The following is a 24759-nucleotide window of genomic DNA, read 5'->3' as shown; positions in this document are numbered from 1 at the left end:
GTTTCATTATATCTTTACCGATTCTATTGAATCATAACTTGCTTGAATTAATCGAAGAGTAGAGTTCAAGTTTGCTCGAAGATGAGGTAATTGATCAGTTTCAACAGCAATGGTGATTTTTTTATCAAAAGTCATCTTTGTTTTTACAGGATTTTCAGGATAAAATTCATTGTCTGTATTTACAGATTCAAAAATTGCTTTTGTCTTGTCTTTTGCATCAACTGTGATTTTTGCACTAAAGTTTAATGTCATATGCAGTTCCGGCTACTTTATAGCTGCATTTTTTACAAGACCAAATTCCAACGGCATCACGTCCAAAGTTTTGTGAACCACACTCAGGGCAAGTTCGTTTTTCTTTTAATGTAAAATGAACTTTAGAATATTGTTTTCTAAGTTTAATTCCGTAACGAGCACCTAATCCTTTAAGGGCTTTTTTTGCTTTAGAGTGTTTAACCATTTTACTGACTATCCTTTTGAGCTGCTTTTATTTTTTCTCTTATCTGTGCACCTACACGTACAGAGATGTCACCACATTGATTAATTTCATCTTGTGTGAATCCATCACTGCCACCTTTTTGCAATGCGCAGATATTTCCATCAGAATCAGTTGTAATTGTAACACGAGCATCCATACTAGCCCATTCATCTCCATTTGGATCAACTAGGATATGTTTACCAATTTTTCCCATAGTTACAGATACTGGGATTGTAGTTATTGGCAAAGGAGTTTCTTCACCTTCAACTAGTGTTGGTTGTTCATCAGTCCAAGTCCATTTTGGAGTAGTTGATGTAAGTAAAGCGGCAGTTGCAGCATAAGAGCATGCATCAAAGAGATTGCCATCATAATCAACAACAACAATATCAGCAAATACACCAATTACGGATTTGTCTTTTTCAATAACTAATTGAGAAACATCAACCATGTGACTTTCTCTAATTCCTCTATCAGTAACTCTTGCTAATTCAATAACAGGTGGTTGTGGTGGACCAGTCTCTACAGTTGGATGAGATAATGGTAAGAGTTCAGCAGTACAAATGAAAAGGCCTCTATCTCCAGTGTCTGGGAATGGTCTATCAGGTTTAATTTTTACCCCACAGATTGTTTCAGTATCACCAAGATAGACTCGGGCTGATCCATTAGCGTGTGGAATTGCATTAATTTCAATTTTAAGTTCACGTGGTTCATCAAGTGCACGTCCATCAACACGTTTTCCTTGTTCTAATAATTCAAGAATTTGTGTTCTCTTTAGTTCATCAATAACAGAAACAGATGTCAATTTTAGTCTCCTCCATTTCCAAAGTATTTGTCTTTTAGTGCTTTCTTTTGTAGTTCGTAAACAACTTTGCAGCCCTTTACTCCAACATCAACACATTTTTTGTATTCTTCTGGAGTCAAAACTCCATCTAATTGTAATAGTGTAATTTTATCAAGACTTGGCATGTAACCAATTGGCATATCTGCTTGACCTGCTTGGTCTTCTTCATTGTTAACATCAAGGATTATTGTATCTGCAACTTTTCCTGCTGCAACTGCTGCAACCATATCTCGCATTGGGATTCCAGCATCAGCTAGTGCAACAGATGCTGCAGTAAGTGCAGCACATCTAGTTCCACCATCGGCTTGTAATACTTCGATAAATACATCAACTGCAGTTCTTGGGAAATTCTCCAACATTACTGCAGGCTCTAAAGCTTCTTTGATTACTTTGGATATTTCAATTTCTCTTCTTGAAGGTGCAGGATTTTTTCTATCACCAACAGAGAAGGGTTCCATGTGATATCTAACTCTTAAAATTCCAGTATCAGTGTTTGACATGTGTTTTGGATGTACATCTCTTGGACCGAAAACTCCGACCAAAATTTTGTTATCACCAAATTCAATGTAAGCAGAACCATCAGCGTTTTTTAGTCCACCGGCTCTAATCATTATTCGTCGTGTCTCGTCTACTTTACGACCATCACAGCGAATACCATTCTCGTCCAATAGGACCATTGTTGCGTCTCTTCCGCCCATTAAGTTTCATCATCCTTTATTTCTAACATTTCTTTAATTTGGTCAGTCAAATTAGCAACATGTGCCTTTTGATTAACCATTTCAATTGCTTTTTTAGCCTTTAATAATCCCTCGGGACTCTCACATGAAACTACAACCCAGCCGTTCTGACCAATTGTAACTGCAGCATTTGTTGCCATCTCTATCATCTGAATCATGCTACCTCTCTTTCCAATTAGGCGTGGAACCTTACTTGGTGAGATTTCTACCAATTCACCAGAGTCAATTGCACCCAAGTCTCTATCAGAGATTGTAACTAGAGGATCTCTTGTTCTATCAAAATTAGCAATTCTTGCTGCCACTAGATCTCCTGTTTTTAGTTTAGTAGAAAGTTCATCAGCATGAGCAGAAAAATCTCGTCCAAAAACATCTTGTGCAGGCAAAAATCCAACATAGCATGAATTGATGTCCAACTCCCAGGACAAGGAAGTGTGTGAATTTACTTTACCAATAACAAGATCATCGATTTTAGGGATATATTTTCCAGTTAATGTAATTACACGAACTGAATCTTCATAAATTTCAGAAATACCAATGGTTGTAGAAATTATCTTTTCGCCTTCAAGGATTACATTTTGCTCAGGTCTGAATGGACCAGTAGTTACAACATCGCCTGGAATAACATATTTTCGCTTATTATCCATTATTGAACTACCTCGACTGAAGCAGAGCCCTTGGTTATAGAACCTAATCTGTCTATCACGTTTGGCCTTGCTGCAGCGGGTATTTCAAGTATTGCTTTTAATGAACCATTATTTTGCCATTCTTCTGAACTTAGAGAACCTACAGATTTTAGAACTGCATATGATTGAGATGCATATTGTGCAGGGACGATAATCTCCAATTTGAGATTCTCAGACTTTAGAGCAATTATAGAACGTAGTTGTTCTACAAGATCTTTTACCTGCTCATCGACTGTTTTGTGAGGATCAATTGATACTCGTGCATCTTTCATTGCTTGCTCAATTCTAACTGGAGGATGTGGTAAGTGAGTTCTAGGATCAACGTAAGTTTTGGCAATAAATGTGACAATCTGTTTTTTCTTCTCTTCAATCATCTTTCGTCTTTGATCAGTTGTAAGATTCAGATCACCTTTCTTGAGAATAATTTCTGCAATTTCAGCTTGATCTTCGGTTTTGAAAGCATGGAGTAATTTTTCAGCAGCAGGTCTTGTACCCTTGCTGGCATCAGTGTAAATTTCATCAGAAACCAAGATTGAAGCAATATCCTTTTTCTTACCCAATCTGTAATCAAGTGCAGGATCAGGCTTTACCATAATTTCAAACTTTTCACCTTCAAAGGAATATCTAACCAACGTATAGTCTGCCATTTCTATTACATCTATGGTAATTTGGTATTTATCTATACGTAAAACCAGCTAGATTTTTATGTGGACTTTGAAGATTTTCTTCAAGATTTGTCATCCTTAGAAGTAATTAGCAAAGATAATGATAAGATAGCTGTAAAGCTAAAAGGCATACCATTACAGTATGCAAACGCCCTTAGACGAGTTTGTCTAAACGGAGTTCCAGTTTTTGCAATTGATACTGTAGATGTTATTGAAAATTCATCAGTATTACCAGATGAAGGACTAGCACACAGATTAGGGCTAATTCCAATTACTACAGATTTGAGCAGATTCAATGAACCATCAAAATGTGAGTGTCAAAGTGAGACAGGATGTTCAAACTGCAAAGTTATGTTAGTTTTAGACTCTGGTGATTCAGACGTTACAAGAACCGTTCTATCTAACGAGTTATCATCAGAAGATGATACAATTAAACCAGTTTCAGATAAAATTCCAATCGTTCATCTAGCACCAGGTCAAAGAATCAAAGTTGAGTGCTATGCAAGACTAGGACGTGGAACTGAACACGCAAAATGGAATTCTGCAAACATCTCAACACTTACAGATACTGACAAAGAAGATGTCAAAGTACTAACTGTAGAATCAACTGGAGCCCTCAAACCAGAGCAAATCATAGTTTCTGGAGTTGACGAGGTCACCAATAGAATTGGTCAATTTAAAGAAATGATTGACCAAGTTGAAGCGTAATTAAGCATAGACATTATATTTGGGTTTCAAACCGCATTATTCACATGACTAGTCAAGTCGTAATACACATGGCAAAAGATCTAAAGAAAGCATCAGCAAAAAATGATGCCGCAATTTGGGGAAAATTGGCAGAATATGCACTAAAACCATCCATTGCAAGAAGAGATCTCAATTTGAATAGAATCGATCAATTAACCAAAGAAAACGACATTGTAGTATTCCCAGGAAAGGTCCTCGGAACAGGAAATATTTCTCACAAAATCACATTATTCTCATTTTCAATTTCAAGTTCTGCAGCAGCAAAAATTGTTGAGAAAGGTGGCAAACTAATCACTCATTCAGACTTAATCGAACAAAACCCAACTGGAAAAGGAGTCGTTTTACTTGGCTAATGGAAGAATCAACAGACCAGCTGGAAGAAATTCAAACACTTCCAAACAAGAAGTTGTAATTCGAACTGATAGACCAATTGTAGTTGATGCAACTAATCACATTGCAGGAAGACTAGCATCAAATGTTGCAAAATTACTAATGCAAGGACACAGAGTTTCAGTTGTTAATTGTGAAAAAATCATGATGAGTGGAACAAGAAGTAATCAGATTAAAGAACAAAGAGAATTTTTAGAAATTAACAGTATCATCAATTACAAACACGGTCCTGTACACTATAGAAGACCAGATACCTTGATGGCAAAAATGATTCGTCAAATGTTACCATACGATAGAAAACCATCAGGTAAAGAAGCACATCAAAGACTTAGAACATACATTGGTTCCCCTCAAGAAATTAAATCACTAGAAAAAATTCAATTTGAAAAAGCATTGATTAGAAAAACTGCATCAAACTATACAGCACTAGGCGAACTATGTAGAATAATTGGGTGGACTGAATGACAACTCCAAAAACTGAAATTTATTTTGCAACTAGAAAAACAGCTAGTGCACATGTTTACATTACTAAAGGAAAAGGCAAAGTTAGAATTAACAACGTTCCAGTAGAGATGATTCCACAAGAGACTGCTCGTGAAGTTATTCTAGCACCATTAGAGATTACAGGAGATTTGAGAGACAAAATCGATATTTCTGTTAGAGTTAGAGGCGGTGGCTTTATGGGTCAAGCAAGTGCAATAGCAACTGGAATTTCAAGAGCACTAACAGGATGGACCAAATCTAAAAAAGAACCAAAAGATCATCCTTTCCCAAAATCAACTAGAGAAGACCTTAGAAAACGAATCACTGATTTTGATAAATACCTAGTCAGTGGAGATGCCAGAAGAAGAGAACCAAAGAAATTTGGCGGACCTGGTGCAAGAAGAAGAAAGCAGAAATCATACCGTTAGGCTGTGAAGGCTGTAATTCTTGCAGGCGGCAAGGGAACCAGAGGCAAACCATATACTGAATATTTTCCAAAAGCAATGACTCCAATCAATGGAAAGCCAATGATTGATTACATTGTAAGATATCTAAAATCATTTAGTTTTGTAAATGAGGTAATCATCATTTCAGATTTTAATGGATTGGGAGGGCAAATCAAAAACTATTACGGAAAACAAAAAAACATTTCATTTGTTCAAGACTCACAAAGCGGTACAGGGGGAGACCTGTTACACATTGCAGACAAACTCAAAAACGAATCAGAATTTGTATTATGGTTTGTAGATAACTTGTGTGCAATAGATCTTGGTAACATGAAAAAAGTTTTCAAAGAGAAAAAAAGTTCTGCGTGTGTTGCAACTAGAACTAAAAGAAAAGAAGAGACAGGGTTTGCAACAGTAGAGAATGGAATCATAAAAGAGTTTAAAGAAAAACCAGTAATGAAATTACAACTATCAGAGTGTCTTGGAGTTTACATGTTAGGAAATGATATTATTAAAAAAATTAAAGCAAAACAAAAACAAAAGGAAATCAATCTATCATTTGATATTTTACAAGACCTATCCAAAGAAGGAAAAATTAGCGCCTTTGATATTGGTGATAAAGAATGGATTGATGCTGAATCCCCAATGGTCTTAGAGAGAAACGAGAAAAGAGTAAAGAAGATTATAAAACAGATGGGATTTTAGACTGTTTTTCAAAAGCTGAAATTTTATCTTCATATTGATATGTAATTGCAATATCATCCAACCCTTCTAAAAGAATTTTTTTCTGGTAAGAGTCAATCTCAAAGGATATTTCATCTGTTGGAGTTTTGATAGTTTGGCCCTCTAAATCTACTTCAATTTTACCAGTCTCTTGTAGTAGTTTTTCCACAATGCTCTGATCCAAGATAATTGGTAAAACTCCGTTTTTGAAACAATTGCTAAAGAAAATATCTGCAAATGAAGGGGCAATGATTACTGCAAATCCATAGTCAAGTAAGGCCCAAACAGCATGTTCACGACTAGAACCGCAGCCAAAATTATCTCCTGCTACTAGAATCTGTGAATTTTCATATTTTGAATCATTCAAGACAAAATCAGATTTTTTATTTTTCTGCTCATCGTATCTCCAATCAAAAAATAAAAATTCTCCAAATCCTGATTTTTGAACTAGCTTTAAGAATTGTTTTGGAACAATCTGATCAGTATCCACATTTACTTTATCAAGTGGAGTAACAATGCTAGTTATTTTTTTAAAACAATCCATCTTAATTCAAATCCATCTTCCTTACATCTACAAAATGTCCATGAATTGCAGCAGCTGCTGCCATCACAGGACTAACCAAATGAGTTCGTCCCCCAGTTCCTTGTCTTCCTTCAAAATTTCTATTTGATGTACTTGCACATCGCTCTCCTGGAGATAAAATATCAGGGTTCATTCCAAGACACATACTGCAACCAGCTTCTCTCCATTCAAAATTAGCATCAATGAAAATTTTATCCAAGCCCATATCTTCTGCTTGTTTTTTTACCATTTGAGAACCAGGAACCACCATTGCTTGAACATTTGGAGAAATTTTTTGCCCCTTGATCACTTTGGATGCTTCAATCAAATCTTCCAATCGAGCATTAGTGCATGAGCCAATGAATACTCTATCTATTTTGATATCTTCAATCAAAGTTCCAGGTTTCAAATCCATATACTCTAGTGCTTTTTCAGCACCTCTCTTTTGATTTGAATCACCTTTAGAAAATTCATCAGGGGATGGAATAGAGTCAGATACATTGCATGTCATGCCAGGATTGGTTCCCCAACTTACTTGTGGAGCAATCTCATCAATGTGTAAGGTAAATTCTTTCTCAAACTGGGCATCACTATCAGTCTTCAAATGATCCTTCCAAGAATCAACGAGAGATTCATAGTTCTTTGGAGTGTACTCTCTATCTCGTAGATAATCAAAGGTTTTTTCATCAGGTGCTATCAAACCAGCACGAGCCCCTGCCTCAATAGACATGTTACAGATAGTCATTCGCTGCTCCATGGATAAATCAGTGATTCCCTCACCACGATACTCAATTACAGTGCCTGTTCCACCGCCTGTCCCTATATTTTTGATAATTGATAGAACGATATCTTTTGCAGTAACTGCATGAGAGTTTTTTCGTTTTCCTTCAACTCTAATTTCAAATGGTTTTGGTTTTTCGAGCCACATAGTTTGAGATGCCAAGACATGCTCCACATCACTGGTTCCAATTCCTAAAGCTAATGCTCCAAAAGCGCCATGTGTAGATGTATGACTATCACCGCAAACAATGGTAGAGCCAGGGAGTGTAATTCCTAGCTGAGGACCAATTACATGAACTATCCCTTGATTAGGACTGTTAATTCCAAATAATTTAATTCCAAAATCTTTACAATTTTTTTCCAGAGTTTTAATTTGAACAGAGGATATTTCATCTAACATTGGAAGAGAGCGGTCAGTTGTTGGAACATTGTGATCCATAGTAGCTATGGTAAGATCAGGTCGTCTGACTTTTCTGTTATTCATTCGCAAGCCTTCAAAGGCTTGTGGAGAAGTTACTTCATGGACTAGATGTCTGTCTATGTAGATTAATGATGGATTATTTTGTTTTTCAACAACAATGTGGGATTCCCAGATTTTTTCAAAAAGTGTTTTTCCCATTTTAATCCTGGTCTGGCTTGTACTTGAATAAACCACCTGCAGCAATTATCTTTCCAATAATTTCTGAGAATGGTTTCATTTTGTATGTTTGATTTTTTGTAATATTTTTAATTTCATTTTTAGTTACATCAATTTCAATCTCATCACTTTCTGAAATTCCTTCATATGCATCCTGTTCAATCTCAATTGGTAACAAAAATGCCCCATCAACTGCATTTCGATAAAAGATTCTTGCAAAGGATAATGCAAGCACTGCCTTTATTCCAGAATGGGCCAAAGCAATTGGAGCGTGTTCACGTGATGAGCCACAACCAAAATTCTTACCTGATAAAATAAAATCTCCTTCTTTTACTTTGGAATGAAAGTCAGGGTCTAATCCCTCCATTGCATGTGTTGCAAGTTCTGCATAATCGTGAATTTTGAGATATGTGCCAGGAATGATAACATCAGTGTCAATGTTGTCTCGTGCGTATTTTATGACGTTGCCTTTCATTTCAAATCCCTCGGATCTGTGATTTTTCCAGTTACTGCAGAAGCTGCTGCCACTAGAGGCGATGAGAGATATGTCTGAGACTCTACATGTCCCATTCTGCCAGGGAAATTTCTGTTGGTAGTACTGATACAAATTTCATCTTTTGCCAAAACTCCCATATGGGCACCACAGCAGGCACCACAAGTTGGTGGTCCAACTGTAACTCCGGCATCTAAGAATATTTTTAATAATCCATTCTCCATGGCTCTCTGATAAATTGAAATTGCTGCAGGTAAAATTTCTGTTCGAATCTTTACCTTTCTTCCTTTGAGTACACTGGCTGCTGCTACCAAGTCTTCGTATTTTGCACCAGTGCAAGAACCAATGTATGATTTATCTAATTCAACAGAAGGAGCTTCTCGCACTACACAAATGTTTTCAGGAGAAAATGGTTTTGCAACAGTTGGCTCCAACTCTGATGCTTCATACTCAAACGTTTTTGCATATTCAGAATCTGCATCACCTTTAACCAAATTCATGTTAGTTGCACCTCTTTGAGTAAGATAGTCTGCCACTTTTTGGTCTGCCTCTACAATACCATTCTTTGCGCCAGCCTCTGTTGTCATGTTGCATAATGTCAATCTGCTCTCAACTGACATTTCATCAATGCCACTTCCGCCAAACTGCATAGTTCTATAAGATCCTCCATCATTTCCAATATCTCCAATAATTTTTAGAATTACATCTTTGGCCATCACATGATCAGGTAATTTCCCATTTAGCTTAAAGTAATAAGTTTCAGGGACCTTGAACCAAATTTTTCCATTTAACAAAACATAAGCAATATCAGTGTGTCCTAGACCGCAAGCAAAAGCCCCCAAAGCACCTGTTGTGTTTGTGTGAGAGTCCCCACCAACATAAATTTCTCCGGGCAACACCATTGCCTCTTCATGAGAAATTGTATGGCAAATTCCATACTGACCCATTCCATATTTGAAATGCTTTTCAATTCCATATTGTTTGGTAAATTTTGATAATTTTACTATATTTTCAGCAGATACTTTTTCAGCAGATGGCACAAAATGGTCTTCGGCAACCCAAACTTTGGTAGGATCCCATAGTTTGTCTACTGAAAATCCTTGTTTCTTTAGCTTGTCAAATACCTTAATCACGCCTGGTCCGGACACATCATGCATCATTACCTTATCCACATTGGCAAAAACTACATCATCTGGGGAAACAGATGACTTTCCAGCACCACGTGCGAGGATCTTCTCTACAAGATTCATAATGAAAAAAGCTTGTTCTACAGATTAAAAGCTTTTCAGATGTCCGTATGTCAGATATTAAAACGGCAATATCTAAAACATTTGTTTTTTCAATATTTTCCAAAATTAGTCACAAATGGAAAAAGTTTGAATTTTTAATTAAAAGAAAAAAAGAAAAAATTAGGAAGTTCCTTCCTCAACTTTCCATGAGTATTCTACGTTGCCTTTCTTATCACCGTTAGAATCACGTTCGGTATATGTTACCTTGATTTCCTCAAAGTTTAATGAGAAACTCTCAGCTGGAACATCTTCTCCTTGACCTGAACCACTAATGTTATAGCTTGTTACTAGAACATTTGTTAGTTCATATGCATAGTAAGTAAGTCGACCTGCATCACCATACGTTGCGGTTAAATTAATCTCAACTTTTGGATATACTTTTCCTAAAGCTACAGATTCAGCAATTTTTGGACTAGCTTTGTCTAATTCTTTTACAATTACAACATCATCCATTACTACATCACCACGTGTACGTGTACTACCAGTTGCAGCTCCTCCAGGTTGATGTAATCCTTGGTCAAATGATAATAAATCACTCCAACCTTGGTGATCCTTATCTATTGCTTCACCATCAACACCATCAAATTTGATGTATGCTGAAGTAGAGGCAGATTCAGATGGAGGGTTAGTTACTAGTGCATCAATTTGATCTTGTTGATCATCAATCCGTAGATCAAGTGATACTATTTCAGTATCAATTCTTTCCACATCAGCATCATGTACTGAAATCTCTGTAAAGACATCAAAGAATGAATCAATACGATTTCCAGATGCATCTGTGAAGATGTCAAAGAAGCTATCAGGAGATTCATAAAATTCTATGAAAATATCAAAGAATGAATCTACAGATGCCTGTGACTCCTCTAGAGCACTTGCACGTGCTTGCAATTGTACCATTTCAGTATCAAATCCATCAGCTTGTCCTTTGAGAACTGTAATATGTCCAGAATTTTCATCAACTTGTTTTTGCAAATCACCTAATCCACCAGAATTTGTTTGGTGGCCAGGTTTATGTTCGGCATATACCGTTGTTCCTGTCATTATAGTACCTGCGACAAATGCTAAAGCCACAAGTCCTGCAATGATTGTTTTACTTGTCATTAGAAATTAAAAATTTAAAGTCGATTTAAACCAGATCATCTGTCAGCGATCAAATATTACAATTCCAAGGATTAGATATGAAAAAAGAATTATTCAAATTGTGAAACCCATTCTAAAAATAGAATTGAAATTAAGACACCAAAACCCAAGATAATTCCAAGTATTGCCAAAAGTCTAGTTTTCATCTTATCTAATACTGCCCCTCTACAGGGTTCTAAAAGACATCCATTCAGGAGCAATTGTATGTCCATCAAACATTGTTGTAAATCTATACGAATATTCAGTATCAGGTTTCAAATCCATGACCACAATTTTATGAACTTCATGAGGAAGGTTGGAATGATCTTTCTCAATGATATTTGTCGGTGAATCTTTTTCAAAATATTCTACATAACACTTGATTGGATAATCAGTCGTAGATTCAAAAATAGCACCAGTTTCGGTAATTTTTGATACTTTGACGTTGTTAAAAGTGAGATTAGTTATTCTAGGATCTTGAAACTCAAAGAAATACAATACAACTCCAGTTGAGATTATCACTAAAGATGATAGTACAATCAGAAAAACTTTAGATTTCATCAATATGCATCATTTATGAACATATTACTTATAATTGTAATTCCAATTCTCCAAAGAAATCAATATTTCAATTAAAACAACTCAGGATGCTAATTTTTTATTTTTAATTCCTTCTTTTAGTACGAGATTCACAACATATGAAAAAGAGATGTTCTCAGTCGCATTTCGAATAAGATCTGATTGAATTTTTCTAAGGCCATTAGATACATCTTGGTCCATCTTTATTGTTACAGTTACAGATTTCAAATTAGTTTTACGTTCTAATTCTGCAGAATGGTAAGTGTTACATTTTTTAGAACAAAAAATAGAATTTTTTGCATTAAAATTTTTACCGCAATATTTGCATTTCATAATAATCAGATACTCGTGTGCTAATCAGTCTGCAATATATTCATTTTTTATTTTAAACTTGTTTAATTCTTAATTTGTAATTCATTCCAGATGCATTAATGAAAATTCAATTATAAAAAAATTTAAAAAAAATACTAATTCTAGGTCTTTAGTTGTGATGTTCCTCTGTTTGTCCGGTATCCTCCGACAGAACTTGATATTGGAACTGACTCCAAATGTGCAGGATCAATTCCGGATTGCTCGGAACTCGTTCTCTTTGCCTTTCGGTCACTAATTACAAAGAATCCGACAGCTGCTGCAACCCCAAGTCCAGATATACCATACATTGCAACTACCTGCATGTCATCTTCTTTTACAATAACTGGTGCATCATCCTGAATTGCAAACACCTCAACTTTTCCTATTCTAGACTCATTGACATATCCTTCAATGACTATTGTTGCATCATCCTGGGACTCTATTGAGCGAATAGAATATTCTTCTCCGTCAATTGTAAATTCCTGATACATCTTTTTGTCTTCACAGAATCCAATGTATACAGTACAGATTCCCATTGAATAATTGGTGATTACTGTGCCTGAAAACTTGAAATCTACAGTCTCACTCATCTTGGCAGTAGGATCAAACATTGATTCCCATCTATGTAATGGAAATTCAGAAATTCCTGCAGCATCAATTAGAGGACTCTCTAGTATCTCCATTGCCTCACTACCAGATAAATATTCTAGCACCATACCATGAGATACTGCAAGAACACTACTTGGAGAGTTGATGTCATATTCTCCATATTCAGTATCTACAGGAATTACTCCCTCAATTGAGAATCCTCTCCACTGAGAATCCAAAGTACTTGAATCTCCAACATAGTGATTCTGAATTGTAGGGTTTAGGACTATCCTATACTCTATACCAATTGATTTTTCCTGCACAGATACAAGTGCAGAATATTTTCCAGAGACATCAGTAACCTTTGCAAAAGATTTTTTCTCCAGTTCTGCGTTTATCTGAGATATTATAGAGTCAGCATTTGATTTGTCAATATCAAATGATACCTTGATACCATCACCCACCAATCTTTGTAGTTCTGCATCACCATCATGGTTTATTGTAATAATTCTTGTAAACTGATAAGTTGGGATAAATTCATCTGAATCCTTGGCAATTGCAGCATCCAATTGTGCAGCAGATACATGATTAGCTGATGATATTGACACTATCAATACCAAAAGTAGGACAATCGCTTTGTACATGTCTCATTTAGGTTACAATCACATAAAACAACAATAAGAAATTATTTTAATTGAGAAAATGATCTGTGTCTTTTATCATACAGATGTAATTAACCTCTCATGCAAAAACAATCTGTTTTGTTTACAGGCATATCACTTGCATTGCTAGTTGTTATGATACAGCCAGCCTTTGCACAGTATGATATTTCTGAAAAAGGACTGTATGAAGGAATGAAAGACTCTAGAATCAAAGTAGAGATTGCAACACAAAAAGATGCAACAGGTTCTGGCACTCCTGTATTTGCAGCTGATGGAATAGTTGGAGCATCCATCTTGTCTGCTGGAGTATTTGGCGGAGTTGCAACAATGTTCTTCCTTCGAGGTAGAAAAGGCAAGTATGCCGCAATGGGAAGGGGCTAAACCCCTCTTTTTTAGGCACAAATTTTCTCTTCTATATAAGCAATAATCTTTTTTTCAAAAATAACAAAAAGTAGAATTTCTTAAGTAAGATTTTGACCTATATTATGGTACAATGCCAAACCAGTTTTCCCAGCTATTATGCATGGATACGATTCGAAATGCAAATGACAACTTAGAACCAGGTGAGAGAACAATGCTTGCATGTGAGAATAAACTTCCAAGACATGCAATAAAATCAGCTCTTGCAATAAGCAAGGATCATGACTATACCTTGTGGATTGAGCTGTACGAGCACAGTCTTGCAGAAAAAATTATAGACATCTACAGTGATTCTGTAAAGCGCAAGATTCTATTGCACATTGACAAACCAATTGCAAAAGATGAGCTGCTTGAAAAGTGTGGAGTTTCATTGTCTTCTGCATACCGCAAGTTCAACGAGTTGTTACATGACGGATTTATCTTGCCAGTTGGATATACAAAATCAGAAAAACGTGTTAGAGTGTTTGACAAAATAATTTCAAAGGCAGAGTTTAGTGTATCAACTAAAATCAGCCAGATAAGATTGCAGGTAAACCTATCACGTTTGCCCAAAGCAAGATTAGGAGTAGTCTACCCATGACTGCAATGGAGACTCTCCTTGCCACTCCTTTTGAGAAAACATTTACAGATTTTGTAGACAAAGACGACATTACAAAAATTAAAAACAATTTATTTGAACAGTATCAAATTACGCTTGCATCATCACTGAAAGACTTTGAAAAGTTTGAATGCATTACAGAGAAAATTATGGGCCATGATGGCTCATCTACAATCAGAAAGACATTAGATAAGATATGTCACATGGAGCCCCAATCAAAACACAAAATAGAAATCAAAGACGAATTGCTCAAAAATGCAATCTTAAACTCTTATGATGATCCACTCAAAAAACACATTATGGATATTGCATTTGATTATCCTCTGACACTGTGGGAGATTGCATCAAGGGCAAGATATGGTAGTTTTTCATTATCTGAGAACATATCATATCTAATATCTCACGGATTACTCACAACACTGGACTTGAAGGACACAGATGAGAACAAAAAATACTATTCAACAATTGATGATATCTCAGTGAAAATTGATGAGAGTGAATTTCGTGTCTATGTCACCATTAATGATATCTCAGAAGAGACTCCATAGGCTAGTTTTCATTTTTTGACTCGGCATATTCTTTACAGCCAAATTTTTTTATTTTTGATGCTAGATCCTCTTGAGGAAGCTCAATCTGATGAACTTTTTGATAATAGCAATGAAATTCGATATGGTCTAGAATATAATTTTCATCAAAATATAGATTCATCCTAGCAAGATAACCATCTTCACTTCCAGAAAAATATGACACGTGATCATTTCTTACTGATATCTGTGCATCTTCATATTGCATTTGAAATGCCTGTACTTCTGGAATATTTTTGAACAGTTCAATTACTTTAGGTGCAACATTTTCTTTTTCTTGTTCATTTAGACATTCATGCATTCTAGTAATCCATGCGTCTGCAACCTCCTCACTAGGAAAATCAGGATAAATATGACTAAGAGATTCGCAGTCCATTACTAAAAATTCTTGTGCAGACGGAATGGTTAGAGAAACATCATCTATCATCTCAATTTTTTCAGATTCTGAGACACTACCAATCAAACTCATAACACCATAAAATGCAAAGAGAATTAAAACTATAACACCAACATTTCTTGCAAACTTTTTCTTGTATTCAGGACCAACTGGAGTGAAAAAGTAATTAAAACTAGTTTTCATCTCTTCTCAATTAACTCCAATAATTCATCTGACAGACTACCATACTGTTTTTCATACTGCTTTATCATATCCTGTGTACGTTGCTCATCAAATTTACCGTGAATCATTGCTCCAACAATGTTTCTTAATTCTCCTTGCTTATTCATCTCTGAGAAAAACTTCCAATGTGATTCTTGATCAAAAGTATTCCCCATAGATTCTTGCTCTAACTGTCTTAGTTTTTCACGTAATGTTTGAGAGTAATCATAAAGAGATTGTCTCCACGGGTCTAAAATAATATTACAAAATTCTCCATTTGAATAACTGGAAATTATATCATCATAGGTGTGTGTGTTATATCGATAGCCAGTACTACCATCAAAACAATGCAAATACAACGGTTCCTTGTCAGTTATTTCATCAGTGCATGAACTCAGATGAAAGTAAGTTGATGCACTCTGATTTTTGTTATTTGTTGCAAACAATCCATAATGAATATTGGACTGCTGGCTTCTTTCATCCTGTATTGATAATTCAAGGTCGTGTGAGGCGTATTTTTTTGTAAATATTTTAAAATTTTCAGTTTGCATGAGTTTTTGCATATGCAGAGGTATCTTACGCTCAAAGTCACATACAGATGAAGGCTCTAAATCAAATCTTTCTGCCCAATGAGTACTGTTTTGAAATGGATAGTACCCTTCAAGTAATTCCACATGTGTGATTTTTAGACCCATATAGTCTAAGGAAATTTCTTTTAATTTTTCTTGCATCAGTCTTTTTGAATTTTCAAATTTCTGCTCATCATCAGTCAATTGATATTTTTTGGATAGTTGATTCATTGCAACTAGATCATCAGAATGTTTTTCAAATGATATGGATTTTGGAACGCCATCAGGATTTTGGTAAATCAGAACCAATGTAGAGGATGTTAAGAATATCATCACCAGAATAATTTTGTGTTCTGTTTTCATTTTCTATCCACATATCCTGTTCCATTACAGCGTTTACATGGAGGAATTGGTTTACTTGTATATGTGGGAATAAAACCCATACCTCTACAAGAAATACATGTTTCTTGATTAGAATTTGTTTTCTTACGATGATTTTTCACTGTAGATATTATTGCAATTAGCAGAACTATTCCTAAAATTACAACAATTGCAATATTATATTCTAACATAGTTTTGCTCCAATTTTATTAAAAATCTAATTTTCATTTTTTCTCCAATAGTTTATTGAGCTCACTTGCAATTTCTTTACTGTCTGCCAGCTCTAAAATTATTTTAGAATAAAAATTTGATTTCAATACCAACACAAGAAAATCATATTTTCTTTTCTTAGTATACCAAAATTGTTTTTGTTTATCTGCAAAATATGTTCCAAGTTCCAATATACGCGGAAGATTTGTTCCTGCAATTTTTAGTCCCGACTGAGAATGAGGAGATTCTGAAAAGACAGATACAATATCATCATATGGAATGTAAAATGAGCCTTTAGCAGCACCAATTTTTTCAAGTAGGTTCAAATTTACCCTCAGATGATCATCAAACAAAATTATTTTCATTTTTTAACTTTCAAAATCCTCTTGGAAATTTACGTAATAATACTTCATGGCAGTCAACTTTGTAAAGAGTTCCACAAGTAGCATAGATTCCAAGAAACGTAATTCCAAGTAATATTAGAAAAATTATAGACATTTTTTTGAAACTGATATTTTGTAATTTATTCCAGATATCCATAATATCGAGATTAATCTCTTAGAACTACATATGCAATGCCATCAGAATCTAGTTTTACCTCAATGTATGGATCTTGCTCATAAAGAGATACAAGATCATCCATGCTATCTTCAAATTTGGTTTCAAGTTCTTTCAAATCATCAATTTTTTCATCAAGGATAGAGTCTTGCTCAGTCTCATAATTTTCTCGAATCTCGGCAATCCTAATACTTAGTTCTTCTTTGGTAATATCAGAACTCTGATTATAGTCTAGTGTAGCATTTTTCTCATCAAGTTTTGACTGGAATAGCAAATCAGCATATACTTTATCGTAGAATTTTTTTAATTCTAATTGGCTATCTTCAAATTCACGCTCCATATCTTGAATTTGTATTGAAATTTCAGCAATTCTAAGGTCTACATCCTTTTTCTCTATACTAGTTTGGATATAGTTATCAGTAGTATGAATTTCAGCAATTCCTGACTCCACCCACTCTTGTGCAGTTTCATTTAACACACATGAATATTTTTCAGTATCAACATTGTAGATTACAATAAATCCATCATTGCATTTTGTTAGTGGTGTAATTGGTTCAGAAGCAAAACGATTTTGTACATCTCCTGTAATTTCACCCATTCCGTGTCTTATCCACATCTCAGCAGTAGATACGGATACACAAACATAATCCTCGGCATGGTATCGGTACACAACTATTTGTCCATCTCTGCATTCTGTATCAGGATTTGTTTTTCCAAGATCATCCCAAGATAAGGCATCATCAGGATTTGCCTGCAGATATGCAGGATTTGTTCTATAATCCTCATAGTATTGTCTTAATTGCTCTCCAGTTACTGGTGAATCTACAAATTTTCCATCCACATCAAATAGAATTTGCTGTGAATAGTATGCCAAGTTGTGTTTAACATTAAACTGTGAATTGGTTTCAATTAGTTCAATTCTTTTAGTTTCAGCAGCTGCAAGATATGCTTGGAATGCTGCACGTCTTGTCCCCCCATCAGCCAATACTTGTTTTAGCGCATCTCGTCCTGCCTTTACTTTTTGTTCTTTGAATTCAAACTGATCCCAAAACACATCTTGCACCTGAGAGTCAGGAATTTTATCTACAAAGCGCTCAAAAGAGTTGTATGGCGAATAATATTCCCACAAATTTTCCCAATCAGTAAGGTCTTGATTTAGTCTTTCAAGGGATTGAGCTCTTTTATCCTCCAACTCTTTTTGTTTTTCTAAATTCTCATAGTTTCGCTCCTCTAATTCTGCAATCCATTTTTTTGTCTGCTCTATTTTTCTCAAAATATCCTGAGCAACTGGATTATTCTCCAAGTCATCAGAAATTGTTGTCTGCTCTGTAGTCTGAGCATAACCTGTTTGAAATGCAGCCACAAATCCAATTAGTAGCAATACGGCAAATACAAAAATTCTAGGCATCAATAACGGTTGAAAATTTTTCCTCACTGATAAAGAATGCTATCCTTTAGTTTATTCTTCATCAATTATAGTCCAAGATAGACCAAGTAGTTGTTCCCAAGATTCAGATTTATCATTTGACATGACATAGATTAGCATAATTTGTTTAAAACCTTAATGAACAAATGATCCATGAAAATTATTTTCAGACTTAGATTTTTAATTTTCCAGTATCAAGACCGTGTTTAACTATAGAGATTAACTCCTCAACAGAACAATTTCTCAGAGATTCAGGCAAGGATTCAGCCTCAAATGATTGAAAACTGCCAAGCTTTTTTCTAACAATCATTTTTACAAGACTGGGAACATTTTCTGCCACTTTGGTGTTGATGTGTTCTAAAATTTCATCAATTTCGTTTTGTTCCATCTCTAATACCTACAATATTCTAATTATTCACAACAATAAAAAAGAAAAGGAACACTAGAAACATTGTGCAATTAACGGTTTTCCCACTATTAGCAGAAAGAATGGATTCAAAATTTGATGTTTTTGAAACATTGCTAAAAACATTAGAAAACAACAACGAGTCTTTACAAGATGGAGATGTTTTGGTAATATCTACAAAATACATCTCAAACTCACAAGGAAGAATCGTAGATTTGGAGAAAATTATCACATCAGAGGAAGGAAACAAAGTATCAAAGGAATATCAACTAAAACCAGAAATTGCAGAAATAATAATCAGAGAATCAGATAAAATTTTCGGCGGAATTGGAGGATTTGTGATTACATCAGCTGACAACATCATGGCACCAAATGCAGGAATTGACAAATCAAATGCAAAAAAAGGTCTTGCCATACTTTACCCAACTAACCCATATCAAACAGCAGAAGAAATTCGTAGAAAAATTTTCTTAAAATTTTTCATTCATGTAGGAGTTATTCTTGTAGATAGCAGACTAATGCCTGCAAGAATCGGCACATCAGGTGTTGCAATATCTTGTGCAGGTATTGAACCAGTTTTAGATATGAGAGCAAAAAAAGATCTTGATGGCAATCCATTAAAGGTTACATTTCAAGCAGTTGTAGATAATCTTGCAACAATTGCAAACCACAAGATGGGAGAAGGAGCAGAATCAAAACCATTTGCAATAGTTAGAAATTCTGAAGCTGTTCTCACAGATAGAAAAATCAGTCCATCAGAGATGGCAATTTCTCCTGATCAATGCGTTTACGTCAGAGGTCTGTCAAATCCTCCAAAGGTTTAACCTAAAATCCGGTTCTGCTTTAAATAGAGGAATCCGGTGAAAGACTCAATGGAATATCTCACCACATATCCCAAAACAGTGTCTTTCTTTGATGGAATAAAACACAAGATCGATGTTGATAGTAAAGACGGTGTAGAGCAACTCCACATTGTAGTAAAGAAAAGTTTTGAAGAGTTGACAAAAATATTTGCAGCTGAAGGATTTACCAAAGTAAAGCTAGAACACAAACAACCAGATCAAATTGGAAGTGGTTTGAATTTAAAATTAAAAAAACCTTGGGAGATGCATGTGCGAATGGTTGATTTGAAAAAAGGATTAATCGGCATTCATGCAGAAGTCGAAGTTTCAAGGGACTATCTGCAACATTTGTTTTCTCAAAGAACACCAGTAGTTTACGAAGTAGAAGAAATTTTAAAAAAATATCAAGTAGACTATAATATTTGGCATGATAAAATTAAGAAAAATGTAACTGCCATAGTTGATAATTATAAAGTAAAACTTGCAACACCGAGCATTCCAGTGTTTGCATGGAAACCAATGTTGTTTGTAATTGGCACTATAGCAGCATTTTATGGTTGGAAATACTTTAACACAATCTGGTAGGATTAAACGCCGAGAGTTTCAGCCTTACTTAGTTCTAAGAATACCTTATCACCAACTGAGAGACCCATCTCTTTGTACTCATGCATTTCAAGTTTCAATTGAGTAACTCCTGATTGCATTCCTGCTCCACCCATTCCAGACATCATCTTGTTCAAGTCTTTCATCATATCATTCATGTTTGAAAATCCCATTACTTTGGGTGCTCCAAATGGTGGTTGTTGAGTTGGAGTTCCTTCCTTTAGATCTTTTAGAGAAGATAGTGAAACTACAACATATGGTGCTCCGTCAGGTGCAGAATCAATGCTTTTTACTACAAATTCTTTCTTCATATCTACAATAGGGTGTTATTCAATATAATTTTAGTTTTAAGGTCAAATTGCACTAGATCAGGCAAGATTGAAGCTTTAATTACAATTTTTAGAATTTTAAATCATTGTCAGAAAATGTAAAGACGACATTACGATACTATGGTATCTCACCTTGGGAGATTGAAGTTCTATATGGATATCTAAATTCCCGCTTTACCATAATTCAAGATGAAATAGAGGCAGATGATGAAAATTTTGTTAGTTCCTTAGACATTGATATTCCACTGCAATTCAATGAAGAATTTTTCCAGTGGTTTGATTTCAAACGTTGGGAACAAATCAAAGCAGTGTTCAAGGAAATGAAGAGACGAAGAGGTACCGGAAATGCTTTAAAAATTGTAATTAATTTTTCCGGTTATCCAAAAATTATTTTCATAATAGATATCGAAGATAAACAATGGTTTGATAATGCATTAGAAAAAATTGATTTTGTTTTAGAACTACTTCCATATCACCTAGATCCAGAAAAAATCCCATCAGGTATCTCTAAAATAATTTACAGGTTTGATCCAGAGTCAATTAGATGGCGTCTTGATACTGCCTCATCTGAAAATAAAAAATACACATTCAGTGGAGATTCCTGGAAAGAGATTACTTGAGATCTTTTTGTAAAGGCTCTAATAATTCATGCAGTTCTTTATACTTTGACTCTAAAAACTCCAATGCATCAACAAGTTTTTTTGATTTTCCATATTTGAAGCGAATCAATTCCCTATGATGCCAAAATGTTTGCTTGTCATCAACAGACAACGTGGTAAAATAATCAGTACCCTTTAATGAATCAGGTAATTTTACATCATGAGGAAATAGCATATCTACAATAAACCATTCATCACCGTCCGGATAATCAGAACCAGTCTCCACATCAAAAAACACATGCAGTAAATCAGACTGCATAAGACCATCATCATTAATCACAGGATGTTTGATGGATGATTTTTGAAAATCTAAATTAACTAATTCAGGTTCAAAGAAACCCTTTATGATAGATTTTCGAAATATTTTATTTGCCTCGTTAATATTCAAATGCAAAATAATATTCTACGAAACTTGCCTATAACTTGTTAGGTTACTGAGTGAAATTTAGACTTCTAGTGAATCCAATATTTTTGAAATATCAGTATTAGGAGTACCATTTTCTGAAATTTTTTGTTTTGCAGGAGGATTTTCCAAATAATTTGGAATTTTATCTTTAATTCTTTGAGTGTATGGGGATGTCAGTTCATTTTTGTAAAATACACCAGTTGGGATTTTGTTTCCCCATTCAAGTGATTTAATCAAGGCCTGAGATAGTTTTTCATTTACTTCAACTTCAGAACCATAGTGGACTAGCGGGTCAAACTTTTGATCTTCTAGTTTGTAAATTCTAGAATGTCTTTTTTGAGCCTCATCCATTAAATCAGCACCAGCATACCAATCGCGAGTGTTAAGATCATTGTAAGTTGGACATGGTTGCAATACATCAAGAAATGACAGACCTTTGTGATTTACTGCCTGCACAATCAAATCTTTGAGATGTCTAACATCATAGGAATAACCACGAGCTACAAATGTAAAACCACTTGCAATTGCCAATCCGATTGGATTAACATTAGAATTTGTATTTGGTGAAGGTAATGATTTTGTTTTTTCTCCTAATTTCAAAGTTGGGGATGCTTGACCTTTGGTTAAACCGTAAACCCCGTTATCAAAAATAATGTAAGTCATATCCACATTTCGTCTACCGGCTGCAACAAAATGACCAGCACCAATTCCCAAACCATCACCATCTCCACCTACTGCAACAACAGTAAGATCAGGATTTGCAATTTTTGCGCCTTGTGCAAATGTCAAAACCCGTCCATGCAATGTGTGCACACCATATGTGTTAATGAAATGCGATGTCTTACCAGAGCAACCAATTCCAGAAAACATTACAGCTTTATCCCTTTCAACACCCATCTCAGCTAATGCCATCTGAATTGCATTGACTATACCAAAATCACCACATCCGGCACACCAATCATTGTGAACGTCTGTCTTGTAATCTGCTAGTTTAAGCGCCATGCATTAGAACCTCACGTTTGTCTGCTTTCTTTTCAATAATTTTCTTAAGTGAATCATAAACTTCAGTACTAGTCATTGCTCGTCCATTGTATTTTAAGATAAAGTAGTCAATATCACGGGATGTATTTTGTTTGAAAAGTTTTCCCATTTGACCTGAATGATTTGCCTCAATGTCAATGATCGTTTTTGCATCTTTCAATAAAGAATCAACATAATCACCTGGAAATGGATGTAATAATTTTAGTTGAACAAATCCTATGGATATTCCCTCTTTTTTGAGCATCTCTATTGCATCAAGAATTGGACCTTTTGCAGATCCCCAGGAAATTATTGTGTGCTCTTCAATGCCAAAAGACTTTACTTGCTCATCAACAGGTATCTCCTTTAGAATTAAATCCAATCTAGACATCCTCTTATCCATCATTTTTACACGTAAAATTGGATCCTCAGTAATGTGACCTATTTCATCAGACTCATCCCCAGTATTCCAAAAAATTCCATTATCTAATCCCAATTTAGAACGAGGGGATATCCCATCATCAGTAAATTCAAATCGTCTGTACCCATCATCTACTTTTTCCAATAGTTTTCCTCTATTGATTGTAATTTTTGCAGGATCAAATCTCTTGCAAGTAATTACAGAACTTGCCATGAATTTATCCATAAGATGGATTAATGGCACTTGGAAAATTTCTGCATAGTTGAAACAATTTCCAGTATCATAGAAACTCTCCTCAATATCACCTGAAGCATAAACAATTTTTGGAAAATCACCATGGCCTGCATGTACTGCAAAAAGTAAATCATCCTGGCCATGTCGTGTAGGTAGACCAGTTGATGGTCCGCTTCTTTGATAATTTGTAATTACAACGGGCACTTCATTAATTCCTGCCCAACCCAACATTTCAGCCATCAATGCAAATCCAGGTCCAGATGTACATGTAGCTGAGCGAGTTCCAGTTAGTGCTCCACCAATAGTCATTCCCATTGCAGAAATTTCATCTTCAGTTTGGATAACTGCAGTTGATCCAGGTCTATCACCTGAGATTTCTAAAATTTCATTTGATTCAAGAAATACAGATTCATCAGATGCAGGAGTAATTGGATAGTACGGTTGGAATCTGCATCCGCATGCCATTTTTCCTAGTGCAGTTCCCTGAAAACCTTGAGCCAAAATAGTTCCAGGTTCTTTCTCTGTTCCAGACAAGACATGTTCAAAGTTTTCATATTTTGCAGTAACATAATTGTAAGAATAGTTTGCAGCTTGTTGATTTATTTTTGCAATTTCAGGTTTTGAAGAAAAGATTTCTCCAACTGCATTTATCAGTGAACCAGTAGGCATCTTGACTAATCCTAAAGACAAAGAAACTCCAATTACATTATACATTCTAATCAATCCTTTCAATCGAGGATTCTCAGTCTCTTCAGCTAATGATTCAAGAATTGATTTAAAAGATACAGGGAATAGTTTAACACCATTTTCTTTTGCAATCTCTAAAACCCCTGCAATTGTTAACGGTTTATTTTTAGATTCAAGCTCCTTGTGTAATCTTTCTTTAAATGGAGCATCAAGTGTATGAACAGAGTCTGTTTTAATCACATCTAAATCAGAATCATAAATTATTCCTCCACCAGATACTACCTCATCATAATGACGAAAGATTGTTTCAGCGTCAAAGGACGCCATTAAATTTACATCATTAACATTTGAATTGATTTTTTTATCAGTTACTCTAACTGCAAAGTAACTGTGTTCACCCTTAATGTTAGAGTAGAATTCACGTTTTCCAAATATTTGATAGCCCATTTCAGCACATACTTTGGAGAAAATATTGGCACCTGATTCAACACCGCTGCCTTGAGGGCCTCCAATTAGCCAAGTAAAATCAACTGAACTCACAACGATTCACACATTTCC

Annotated in this window: 36 protein-coding genes; 11 read left to right on the top strand and 25 right to left on the bottom strand. The window is 35.1% G+C overall.

The window, feature by feature from the left end:
- Positions 1 to 6: 6 nt before the first annotated feature.
- Genes C5F49_RS02445 through C5F49_RS02420 form a run of 6 tightly spaced genes read right to left on the bottom strand, consistent with a single transcriptional unit; the run spans position 7 to position 3383 of the window.
- Positions 7 to 252 carry a KEOPS complex subunit Pcc1 gene (locus C5F49_RS02445; protein ID WP_179363162.1) on the bottom strand — a complete coding sequence of 82 codons (246 nt, stop codon included), beginning with the start codon at positions 250 to 252 and terminating at the stop codon, positions 7 to 9.
- The gene (locus tag C5F49_RS02440) at positions 236 to 457 is read right to left on the bottom strand and encodes an eL43 family ribosomal protein (RefSeq protein ID WP_179363161.1); all 222 of its coding nucleotides are present in this window, start codon (positions 455 to 457) and stop codon (positions 236 to 238) included. The genes C5F49_RS02445 and C5F49_RS02440 overlap by 17 nt, the downstream gene beginning before the upstream one ends.
- A 1-nt stretch (position 458) precedes the next feature.
- On the bottom strand, positions 459 to 1277 hold the full coding sequence (gene rrp42 / locus C5F49_RS02435; RefSeq protein WP_179363160.1) for an exosome complex protein Rrp42: 819 nt from the start codon (positions 1275 to 1277) through the stop codon (positions 459 to 461).
- A gap of 2 nt (positions 1278 to 1279) precedes the next feature.
- A complete protein-coding gene (rrp41, locus tag C5F49_RS02430; RefSeq protein WP_179363159.1) occupies positions 1280 to 2014 on the bottom strand; it encodes an exosome complex exonuclease Rrp41 in 735 nt (244 codons plus the stop codon).
- Positions 2014 to 2697 carry an exosome complex RNA-binding protein Rrp4 gene (rrp4, locus tag C5F49_RS02425; protein WP_179363158.1) on the bottom strand — a complete coding sequence of 228 codons (684 nt, stop codon included), beginning with the start codon at positions 2695 to 2697 and terminating at the stop codon, positions 2014 to 2016. Before rrp4 ends, rrp41 begins: the two co-directional genes overlap by 1 nt.
- The gene (locus C5F49_RS02420) at positions 2697 to 3383 is read right to left on the bottom strand and encodes a ribosome assembly factor SBDS (protein WP_179363157.1); all 687 of its coding nucleotides are present in this window, start codon (positions 3381 to 3383) and stop codon (positions 2697 to 2699) included. Before C5F49_RS02420 ends, rrp4 begins: the two co-directional genes overlap by 1 nt.
- A 60-nt stretch (positions 3384 to 3443) precedes the next feature.
- Here C5F49_RS02420 and C5F49_RS02415 point away from each other — a divergent pair, with 60 nt between their 5' ends.
- From C5F49_RS02415 to C5F49_RS02395, 5 genes are read left to right on the top strand one after another with little or no spacing between them, the layout of a single operon-like run.
- Positions 3444 to 4109 (top strand): DNA-directed RNA polymerase subunit D, encoded by a 666-nt coding sequence (locus tag C5F49_RS02415; RefSeq protein ID WP_179363156.1) that lies wholly within the window; start codon positions 3444 to 3446, stop codon positions 4107 to 4109.
- Positions 4110 to 4153: 44 nt separating this feature from the next.
- Positions 4154 to 4501: a 50S ribosomal protein L18e gene (locus C5F49_RS02410; protein WP_179363155.1), complete on the top strand. Its 348-nt coding sequence runs from the start codon at positions 4154 to 4156 to the stop codon at positions 4499 to 4501.
- Positions 4494 to 5003 (top strand): 50S ribosomal protein L13, encoded by a 510-nt coding sequence (rplM, locus tag C5F49_RS02405; protein ID WP_179363154.1) that lies wholly within the window; start codon positions 4494 to 4496, stop codon positions 5001 to 5003. Before C5F49_RS02410 ends, rplM begins: the two co-directional genes overlap by 8 nt.
- Positions 5000 to 5449, top strand: coding sequence for a 30S ribosomal protein S9 (gene rpsI, locus C5F49_RS02400; RefSeq protein WP_179363153.1), 450 nt, complete (start codon positions 5000 to 5002; stop codon positions 5447 to 5449). The genes rplM and rpsI overlap by 4 nt, the downstream gene beginning before the upstream one ends.
- Positions 5450 to 5452: 3 nt before the next feature.
- Positions 5453 to 6172 carry a nucleotidyltransferase family protein gene (locus C5F49_RS02395; protein ID WP_179363152.1) on the top strand — a complete coding sequence of 240 codons (720 nt, stop codon included), beginning with the start codon at positions 5453 to 5455 and terminating at the stop codon, positions 6170 to 6172.
- On the opposite strand, the gene leuD is transcribed toward C5F49_RS02395, so the two are convergent.
- The 8 genes from leuD to C5F49_RS02355 all read right to left on the bottom strand — a co-directional run bounded on the left by leuD (position 6150) and on the right by C5F49_RS02355 (position 13196).
- Positions 6150 to 6734: a 3-isopropylmalate dehydratase small subunit gene (leuD, locus tag C5F49_RS02390; RefSeq protein ID WP_179363151.1), complete on the bottom strand. Its 585-nt coding sequence runs from the start codon at positions 6732 to 6734 to the stop codon at positions 6150 to 6152. The two genes, C5F49_RS02395 and leuD, sit on opposite strands and share 23 nt — an antisense overlap.
- 1 nt (position 6735) lies before the next feature.
- Positions 6736 to 8151, bottom strand: coding sequence for a 3-isopropylmalate dehydratase large subunit (leuC, locus tag C5F49_RS02385; RefSeq protein ID WP_179363150.1), 1416 nt, complete (start codon positions 8149 to 8151; stop codon positions 6736 to 6738).
- Between the two features lies 1 nt (position 8152).
- Positions 8153 to 8644 (bottom strand): LeuD/DmdB family oxidoreductase small subunit, encoded by a 492-nt coding sequence (locus tag C5F49_RS02380; RefSeq protein WP_179363149.1) that lies wholly within the window; start codon positions 8642 to 8644, stop codon positions 8153 to 8155.
- Positions 8641 to 9912, bottom strand: a complete 1272-nt coding sequence (locus C5F49_RS02375; protein ID WP_179363148.1) for a 3-isopropylmalate dehydratase large subunit — start codon at positions 9910 to 9912, stop codon at positions 8641 to 8643. Before C5F49_RS02375 ends, C5F49_RS02380 begins: the two co-directional genes overlap by 4 nt.
- 159 nt (positions 9913 to 10071) lie before the next feature.
- A complete protein-coding gene (locus tag C5F49_RS02370; RefSeq protein ID WP_179363147.1) occupies positions 10072 to 11052 on the bottom strand; it encodes an Hcp family type VI secretion system effector in 981 nt (326 codons plus the stop codon).
- 204 nt (positions 11053 to 11256) lie between these two features.
- On the bottom strand, positions 11257 to 11631 hold the full coding sequence (locus C5F49_RS02365) for a hypothetical protein (RefSeq protein WP_179363146.1): 375 nt from the start codon (positions 11629 to 11631) through the stop codon (positions 11257 to 11259).
- Between the two features lie 81 nt (positions 11632 to 11712).
- Positions 11713 to 11982, bottom strand: a complete 270-nt coding sequence (locus tag C5F49_RS02360) for a hypothetical protein (RefSeq protein ID WP_179363145.1) — start codon at positions 11980 to 11982, stop codon at positions 11713 to 11715.
- 140 nt (positions 11983 to 12122) lie between these two features.
- A complete protein-coding gene (locus C5F49_RS02355) occupies positions 12123 to 13196 on the bottom strand; it encodes a hypothetical protein (protein WP_179363144.1) in 1074 nt (357 codons plus the stop codon).
- A 135-nt stretch (positions 13197 to 13331) separates the two neighbouring features.
- On the opposite strand from C5F49_RS02355, the gene C5F49_RS02350 reads away from it, so the two are divergent.
- The 3 genes from C5F49_RS02350 to C5F49_RS02340 all read left to right on the top strand — a co-directional run bounded on the left by C5F49_RS02350 (position 13332) and on the right by C5F49_RS02340 (position 14816).
- Positions 13332 to 13631 carry a hypothetical protein gene (locus C5F49_RS02350; protein ID WP_179363143.1) on the top strand — a complete coding sequence of 100 codons (300 nt, stop codon included), beginning with the start codon at positions 13332 to 13334 and terminating at the stop codon, positions 13629 to 13631.
- A 142-nt stretch (positions 13632 to 13773) separates the two neighbouring features.
- Complete coding sequence (locus C5F49_RS02345; protein ID WP_179363142.1) at positions 13774 to 14250, top strand: helix-turn-helix transcriptional regulator; 477 nt, start codon at positions 13774 to 13776, stop codon at positions 14248 to 14250.
- Positions 14247 to 14816, top strand: coding sequence for a hypothetical protein (locus C5F49_RS02340; RefSeq protein ID WP_179363141.1), 570 nt, complete (start codon positions 14247 to 14249; stop codon positions 14814 to 14816). The genes C5F49_RS02345 and C5F49_RS02340 overlap by 4 nt, the downstream gene beginning before the upstream one ends.
- Before the next feature lies 1 nt (position 14817).
- Here C5F49_RS02340 and C5F49_RS02335 read toward each other — a convergent pair whose 3' ends face one another.
- From C5F49_RS02335 to C5F49_RS02310, 7 genes are all read right to left on the bottom strand, one after another.
- On the bottom strand, positions 14818 to 15432 hold the full coding sequence (locus tag C5F49_RS02335) for a hypothetical protein (protein WP_179363140.1): 615 nt from the start codon (positions 15430 to 15432) through the stop codon (positions 14818 to 14820).
- Positions 15429 to 16382: a hypothetical protein gene (locus C5F49_RS02330; RefSeq protein ID WP_246275363.1), complete on the bottom strand. Its 954-nt coding sequence runs from the start codon at positions 16380 to 16382 to the stop codon at positions 15429 to 15431. The genes C5F49_RS02335 and C5F49_RS02330 overlap by 4 nt, the downstream gene beginning before the upstream one ends.
- On the bottom strand, positions 16379 to 16591 hold the full coding sequence (locus C5F49_RS02325) for a hypothetical protein (RefSeq protein ID WP_179361850.1): 213 nt from the start codon (positions 16589 to 16591) through the stop codon (positions 16379 to 16381). The genes C5F49_RS02330 and C5F49_RS02325 overlap by 4 nt, the downstream gene beginning before the upstream one ends.
- A gap of 33 nt (positions 16592 to 16624) precedes the next feature.
- Positions 16625 to 16936 (bottom strand): hypothetical protein, encoded by a 312-nt coding sequence (locus C5F49_RS02320; protein ID WP_179363139.1) that lies wholly within the window; start codon positions 16934 to 16936, stop codon positions 16625 to 16627.
- Between the two features lie 49 nt (positions 16937 to 16985).
- Complete coding sequence (locus C5F49_RS09665; RefSeq protein ID WP_281361120.1) at positions 16986 to 17108, bottom strand: hypothetical protein; 123 nt, start codon at positions 17106 to 17108, stop codon at positions 16986 to 16988.
- Positions 17109 to 17160: 52 nt separating this feature from the next.
- Positions 17161 to 18576: a hypothetical protein gene (locus C5F49_RS02315; RefSeq protein ID WP_179363582.1), complete on the bottom strand. Its 1416-nt coding sequence runs from the start codon at positions 18574 to 18576 to the stop codon at positions 17161 to 17163.
- A gap of 190 nt (positions 18577 to 18766) precedes the next feature.
- A complete protein-coding gene (locus C5F49_RS02310) occupies positions 18767 to 18982 on the bottom strand; it encodes a hypothetical protein (RefSeq protein ID WP_179363138.1) in 216 nt (71 codons plus the stop codon).
- Positions 18983 to 19047: 65 nt separating this feature from the next.
- Between C5F49_RS02310 and C5F49_RS02305 the strand changes: the two genes are divergently transcribed.
- On the top strand, positions 19048 to 19824 hold the full coding sequence (locus C5F49_RS02305; protein ID WP_179363137.1) for a coenzyme F420-0:L-glutamate ligase: 777 nt from the start codon (positions 19048 to 19050) through the stop codon (positions 19822 to 19824).
- A 48-nt stretch (positions 19825 to 19872) separates the two neighbouring features.
- Complete coding sequence (locus C5F49_RS02300) at positions 19873 to 20427, top strand: hypothetical protein (protein WP_179363136.1); 555 nt, start codon at positions 19873 to 19875, stop codon at positions 20425 to 20427.
- A gap of 2 nt (positions 20428 to 20429) precedes the next feature.
- On the opposite strand, the gene C5F49_RS02295 is transcribed toward C5F49_RS02300, so the two are convergent.
- Positions 20430 to 20756, bottom strand: coding sequence for a hypothetical protein (locus tag C5F49_RS02295; RefSeq protein WP_179363135.1), 327 nt, complete (start codon positions 20754 to 20756; stop codon positions 20430 to 20432).
- A gap of 104 nt (positions 20757 to 20860) precedes the next feature.
- Here C5F49_RS02295 and C5F49_RS02290 point away from each other — a divergent pair, with 104 nt between their 5' ends.
- Positions 20861 to 21394, top strand: a complete 534-nt coding sequence (locus C5F49_RS02290) for a hypothetical protein (RefSeq protein WP_179363134.1) — start codon at positions 20861 to 20863, stop codon at positions 21392 to 21394.
- Here the strand turns inward: C5F49_RS02290 and C5F49_RS02285 are convergent.
- From C5F49_RS02285 to C5F49_RS02275, 3 genes are read right to left on the bottom strand one after another with little or no spacing between them, the layout of a single operon-like run.
- Positions 21387 to 21827: a hypothetical protein gene (locus tag C5F49_RS02285; RefSeq protein ID WP_179363133.1), complete on the bottom strand. Its 441-nt coding sequence runs from the start codon at positions 21825 to 21827 to the stop codon at positions 21387 to 21389. The genes C5F49_RS02290 and C5F49_RS02285 overlap by 8 nt on opposite strands.
- 51 nt (positions 21828 to 21878) lie before the next feature.
- The gene (locus C5F49_RS02280; RefSeq protein ID WP_179363132.1) at positions 21879 to 22841 is read right to left on the bottom strand and encodes a 2-oxoacid:ferredoxin oxidoreductase subunit beta; all 963 of its coding nucleotides are present in this window, start codon (positions 22839 to 22841) and stop codon (positions 21879 to 21881) included.
- Positions 22831 to 24741 (bottom strand): 2-oxoacid:ferredoxin oxidoreductase subunit alpha, encoded by a 1911-nt coding sequence (locus tag C5F49_RS02275; RefSeq protein WP_179363131.1) that lies wholly within the window; start codon positions 24739 to 24741, stop codon positions 22831 to 22833. The genes C5F49_RS02280 and C5F49_RS02275 overlap by 11 nt, the downstream gene beginning before the upstream one ends.
- Between the last annotated feature and the right edge of the window lie 18 nt (positions 24742 to 24759).

The sequence above is a fragment of the Nitrosopumilus oxyclinae genome, assembly GCF_013407165.1.
Lineage (GTDB): Archaea > Thermoproteota > Nitrososphaeria > Nitrososphaerales > Nitrosopumilaceae > Nitrosopumilus > Nitrosopumilus oxyclinae.
Note: the sequence above shows the minus strand (reverse complement) of the source record. Positions and strands in the feature narration are given on the sequence as shown.

Bases quoted from the DNA above. Each gene is read 5' to 3' on its own strand.
- C5F49_RS02445 (WP_179363162.1), bottom strand. From the start codon at position 252: ATGACATTAAACTTTAGTGCAAAAATCACAGTTGATGCAAAAGACAAG.
- C5F49_RS02440 (WP_179363161.1), bottom strand. From the start codon at position 457: ATGGTTAAACACTCTAAAGCAAAAAAAGCCCTTAAAGGATTAGGTGCT.
- rrp41 (WP_179363159.1), bottom strand. From the start codon at position 2,014: ATGGGCGGAAGAGACGCAACAATGGTCCTATTGGACGAGAATGGTATT.
- rrp4 (WP_179363158.1), bottom strand. From the start codon at position 2,697: ATGGATAATAAGCGAAAATATGTTATTCCAGGCGATGTTGTAACTACT.
- C5F49_RS02420 (WP_179363157.1), bottom strand. From the start codon at position 3,383: ATGGCAGACTATACGTTGGTTAGATATTCCTTTGAAGGTGAAAAGTTT.
- C5F49_RS02410 (WP_179363155.1), top strand. From the start codon at position 4,154: ATGACTAGTCAAGTCGTAATACACATGGCAAAAGATCTAAAGAAAGCA.
- rpsI (WP_179363153.1), top strand. From the start codon at position 5,000: ATGACAACTCCAAAAACTGAAATTTATTTTGCAACTAGAAAAACAGCT.
- leuD (WP_179363151.1), bottom strand. From the start codon at position 6,734: ATGGATTGTTTTAAAAAAATAACTAGCATTGTTACTCCACTTGATAAA.
- leuC (WP_179363150.1), bottom strand. From the start codon at position 8,151: ATGGGAAAAACACTTTTTGAAAAAATCTGGGAATCCCACATTGTTGTT.
- C5F49_RS02380 (WP_179363149.1), bottom strand. From the start codon at position 8,644: ATGAAAGGCAACGTCATAAAATACGCACGAGACAACATTGACACTGAT.
- C5F49_RS02375 (WP_179363148.1), bottom strand. From the start codon at position 9,912: ATGAATCTTGTAGAGAAGATCCTCGCACGTGGTGCTGGAAAGTCATCT.
- C5F49_RS02370 (WP_179363147.1), bottom strand. From the start codon at position 11,052: ATGACAAGTAAAACAATCATTGCAGGACTTGTGGCTTTAGCATTTGTC.
- C5F49_RS02365 (WP_179363146.1), bottom strand. From the start codon at position 11,631: ATGAAATCTAAAGTTTTTCTGATTGTACTATCATCTTTAGTGATAATC.
- C5F49_RS02360 (WP_179363145.1), bottom strand. From the start codon at position 11,982: ATGAAATGCAAATATTGCGGTAAAAATTTTAATGCAAAAAATTCTATT.
- C5F49_RS02350 (WP_179363143.1), top strand. From the start codon at position 13,332: ATGCAAAAACAATCTGTTTTGTTTACAGGCATATCACTTGCATTGCTA.
- C5F49_RS02345 (WP_179363142.1), top strand. From the start codon at position 13,774: ATGGATACGATTCGAAATGCAAATGACAACTTAGAACCAGGTGAGAGA.
- C5F49_RS02340 (WP_179363141.1), top strand. From the start codon at position 14,247: ATGACTGCAATGGAGACTCTCCTTGCCACTCCTTTTGAGAAAACATTT.
- C5F49_RS02335 (WP_179363140.1), bottom strand. From the start codon at position 15,432: ATGAAAACTAGTTTTAATTACTTTTTCACTCCAGTTGGTCCTGAATAC.
- C5F49_RS02330 (WP_246275363.1), bottom strand. From the start codon at position 16,382: ATGAAAACAGAACACAAAATTATTCTGGTGATGATATTCTTAACATCC.
- C5F49_RS02325 (WP_179361850.1), bottom strand. From the start codon at position 16,591: ATGTTAGAATATAATATTGCAATTGTTGTAATTTTAGGAATAGTTCTG.
- C5F49_RS09665 (WP_281361120.1), bottom strand. From the start codon at position 17,108: ATGTCTATAATTTTTCTAATATTACTTGGAATTACGTTTCTTGGAATC.
- C5F49_RS02315 (WP_179363582.1), bottom strand. From the start codon at position 18,576: ATGCCTAGAATTTTTGTATTTGCCGTATTGCTACTAATTGGATTTGTG.
- C5F49_RS02310 (WP_179363138.1), bottom strand. From the start codon at position 18,982: ATGGAACAAAACGAAATTGATGAAATTTTAGAACACATCAACACCAAA.
- C5F49_RS02300 (WP_179363136.1), top strand. From the start codon at position 19,873: ATGGAATATCTCACCACATATCCCAAAACAGTGTCTTTCTTTGATGGA.
- C5F49_RS02295 (WP_179363135.1), bottom strand. From the start codon at position 20,756: ATGAAGAAAGAATTTGTAGTAAAAAGCATTGATTCTGCACCTGACGGA.
- C5F49_RS02280 (WP_179363132.1), bottom strand. From the start codon at position 22,841: ATGGCGCTTAAACTAGCAGATTACAAGACAGACGTTCACAATGATTGG.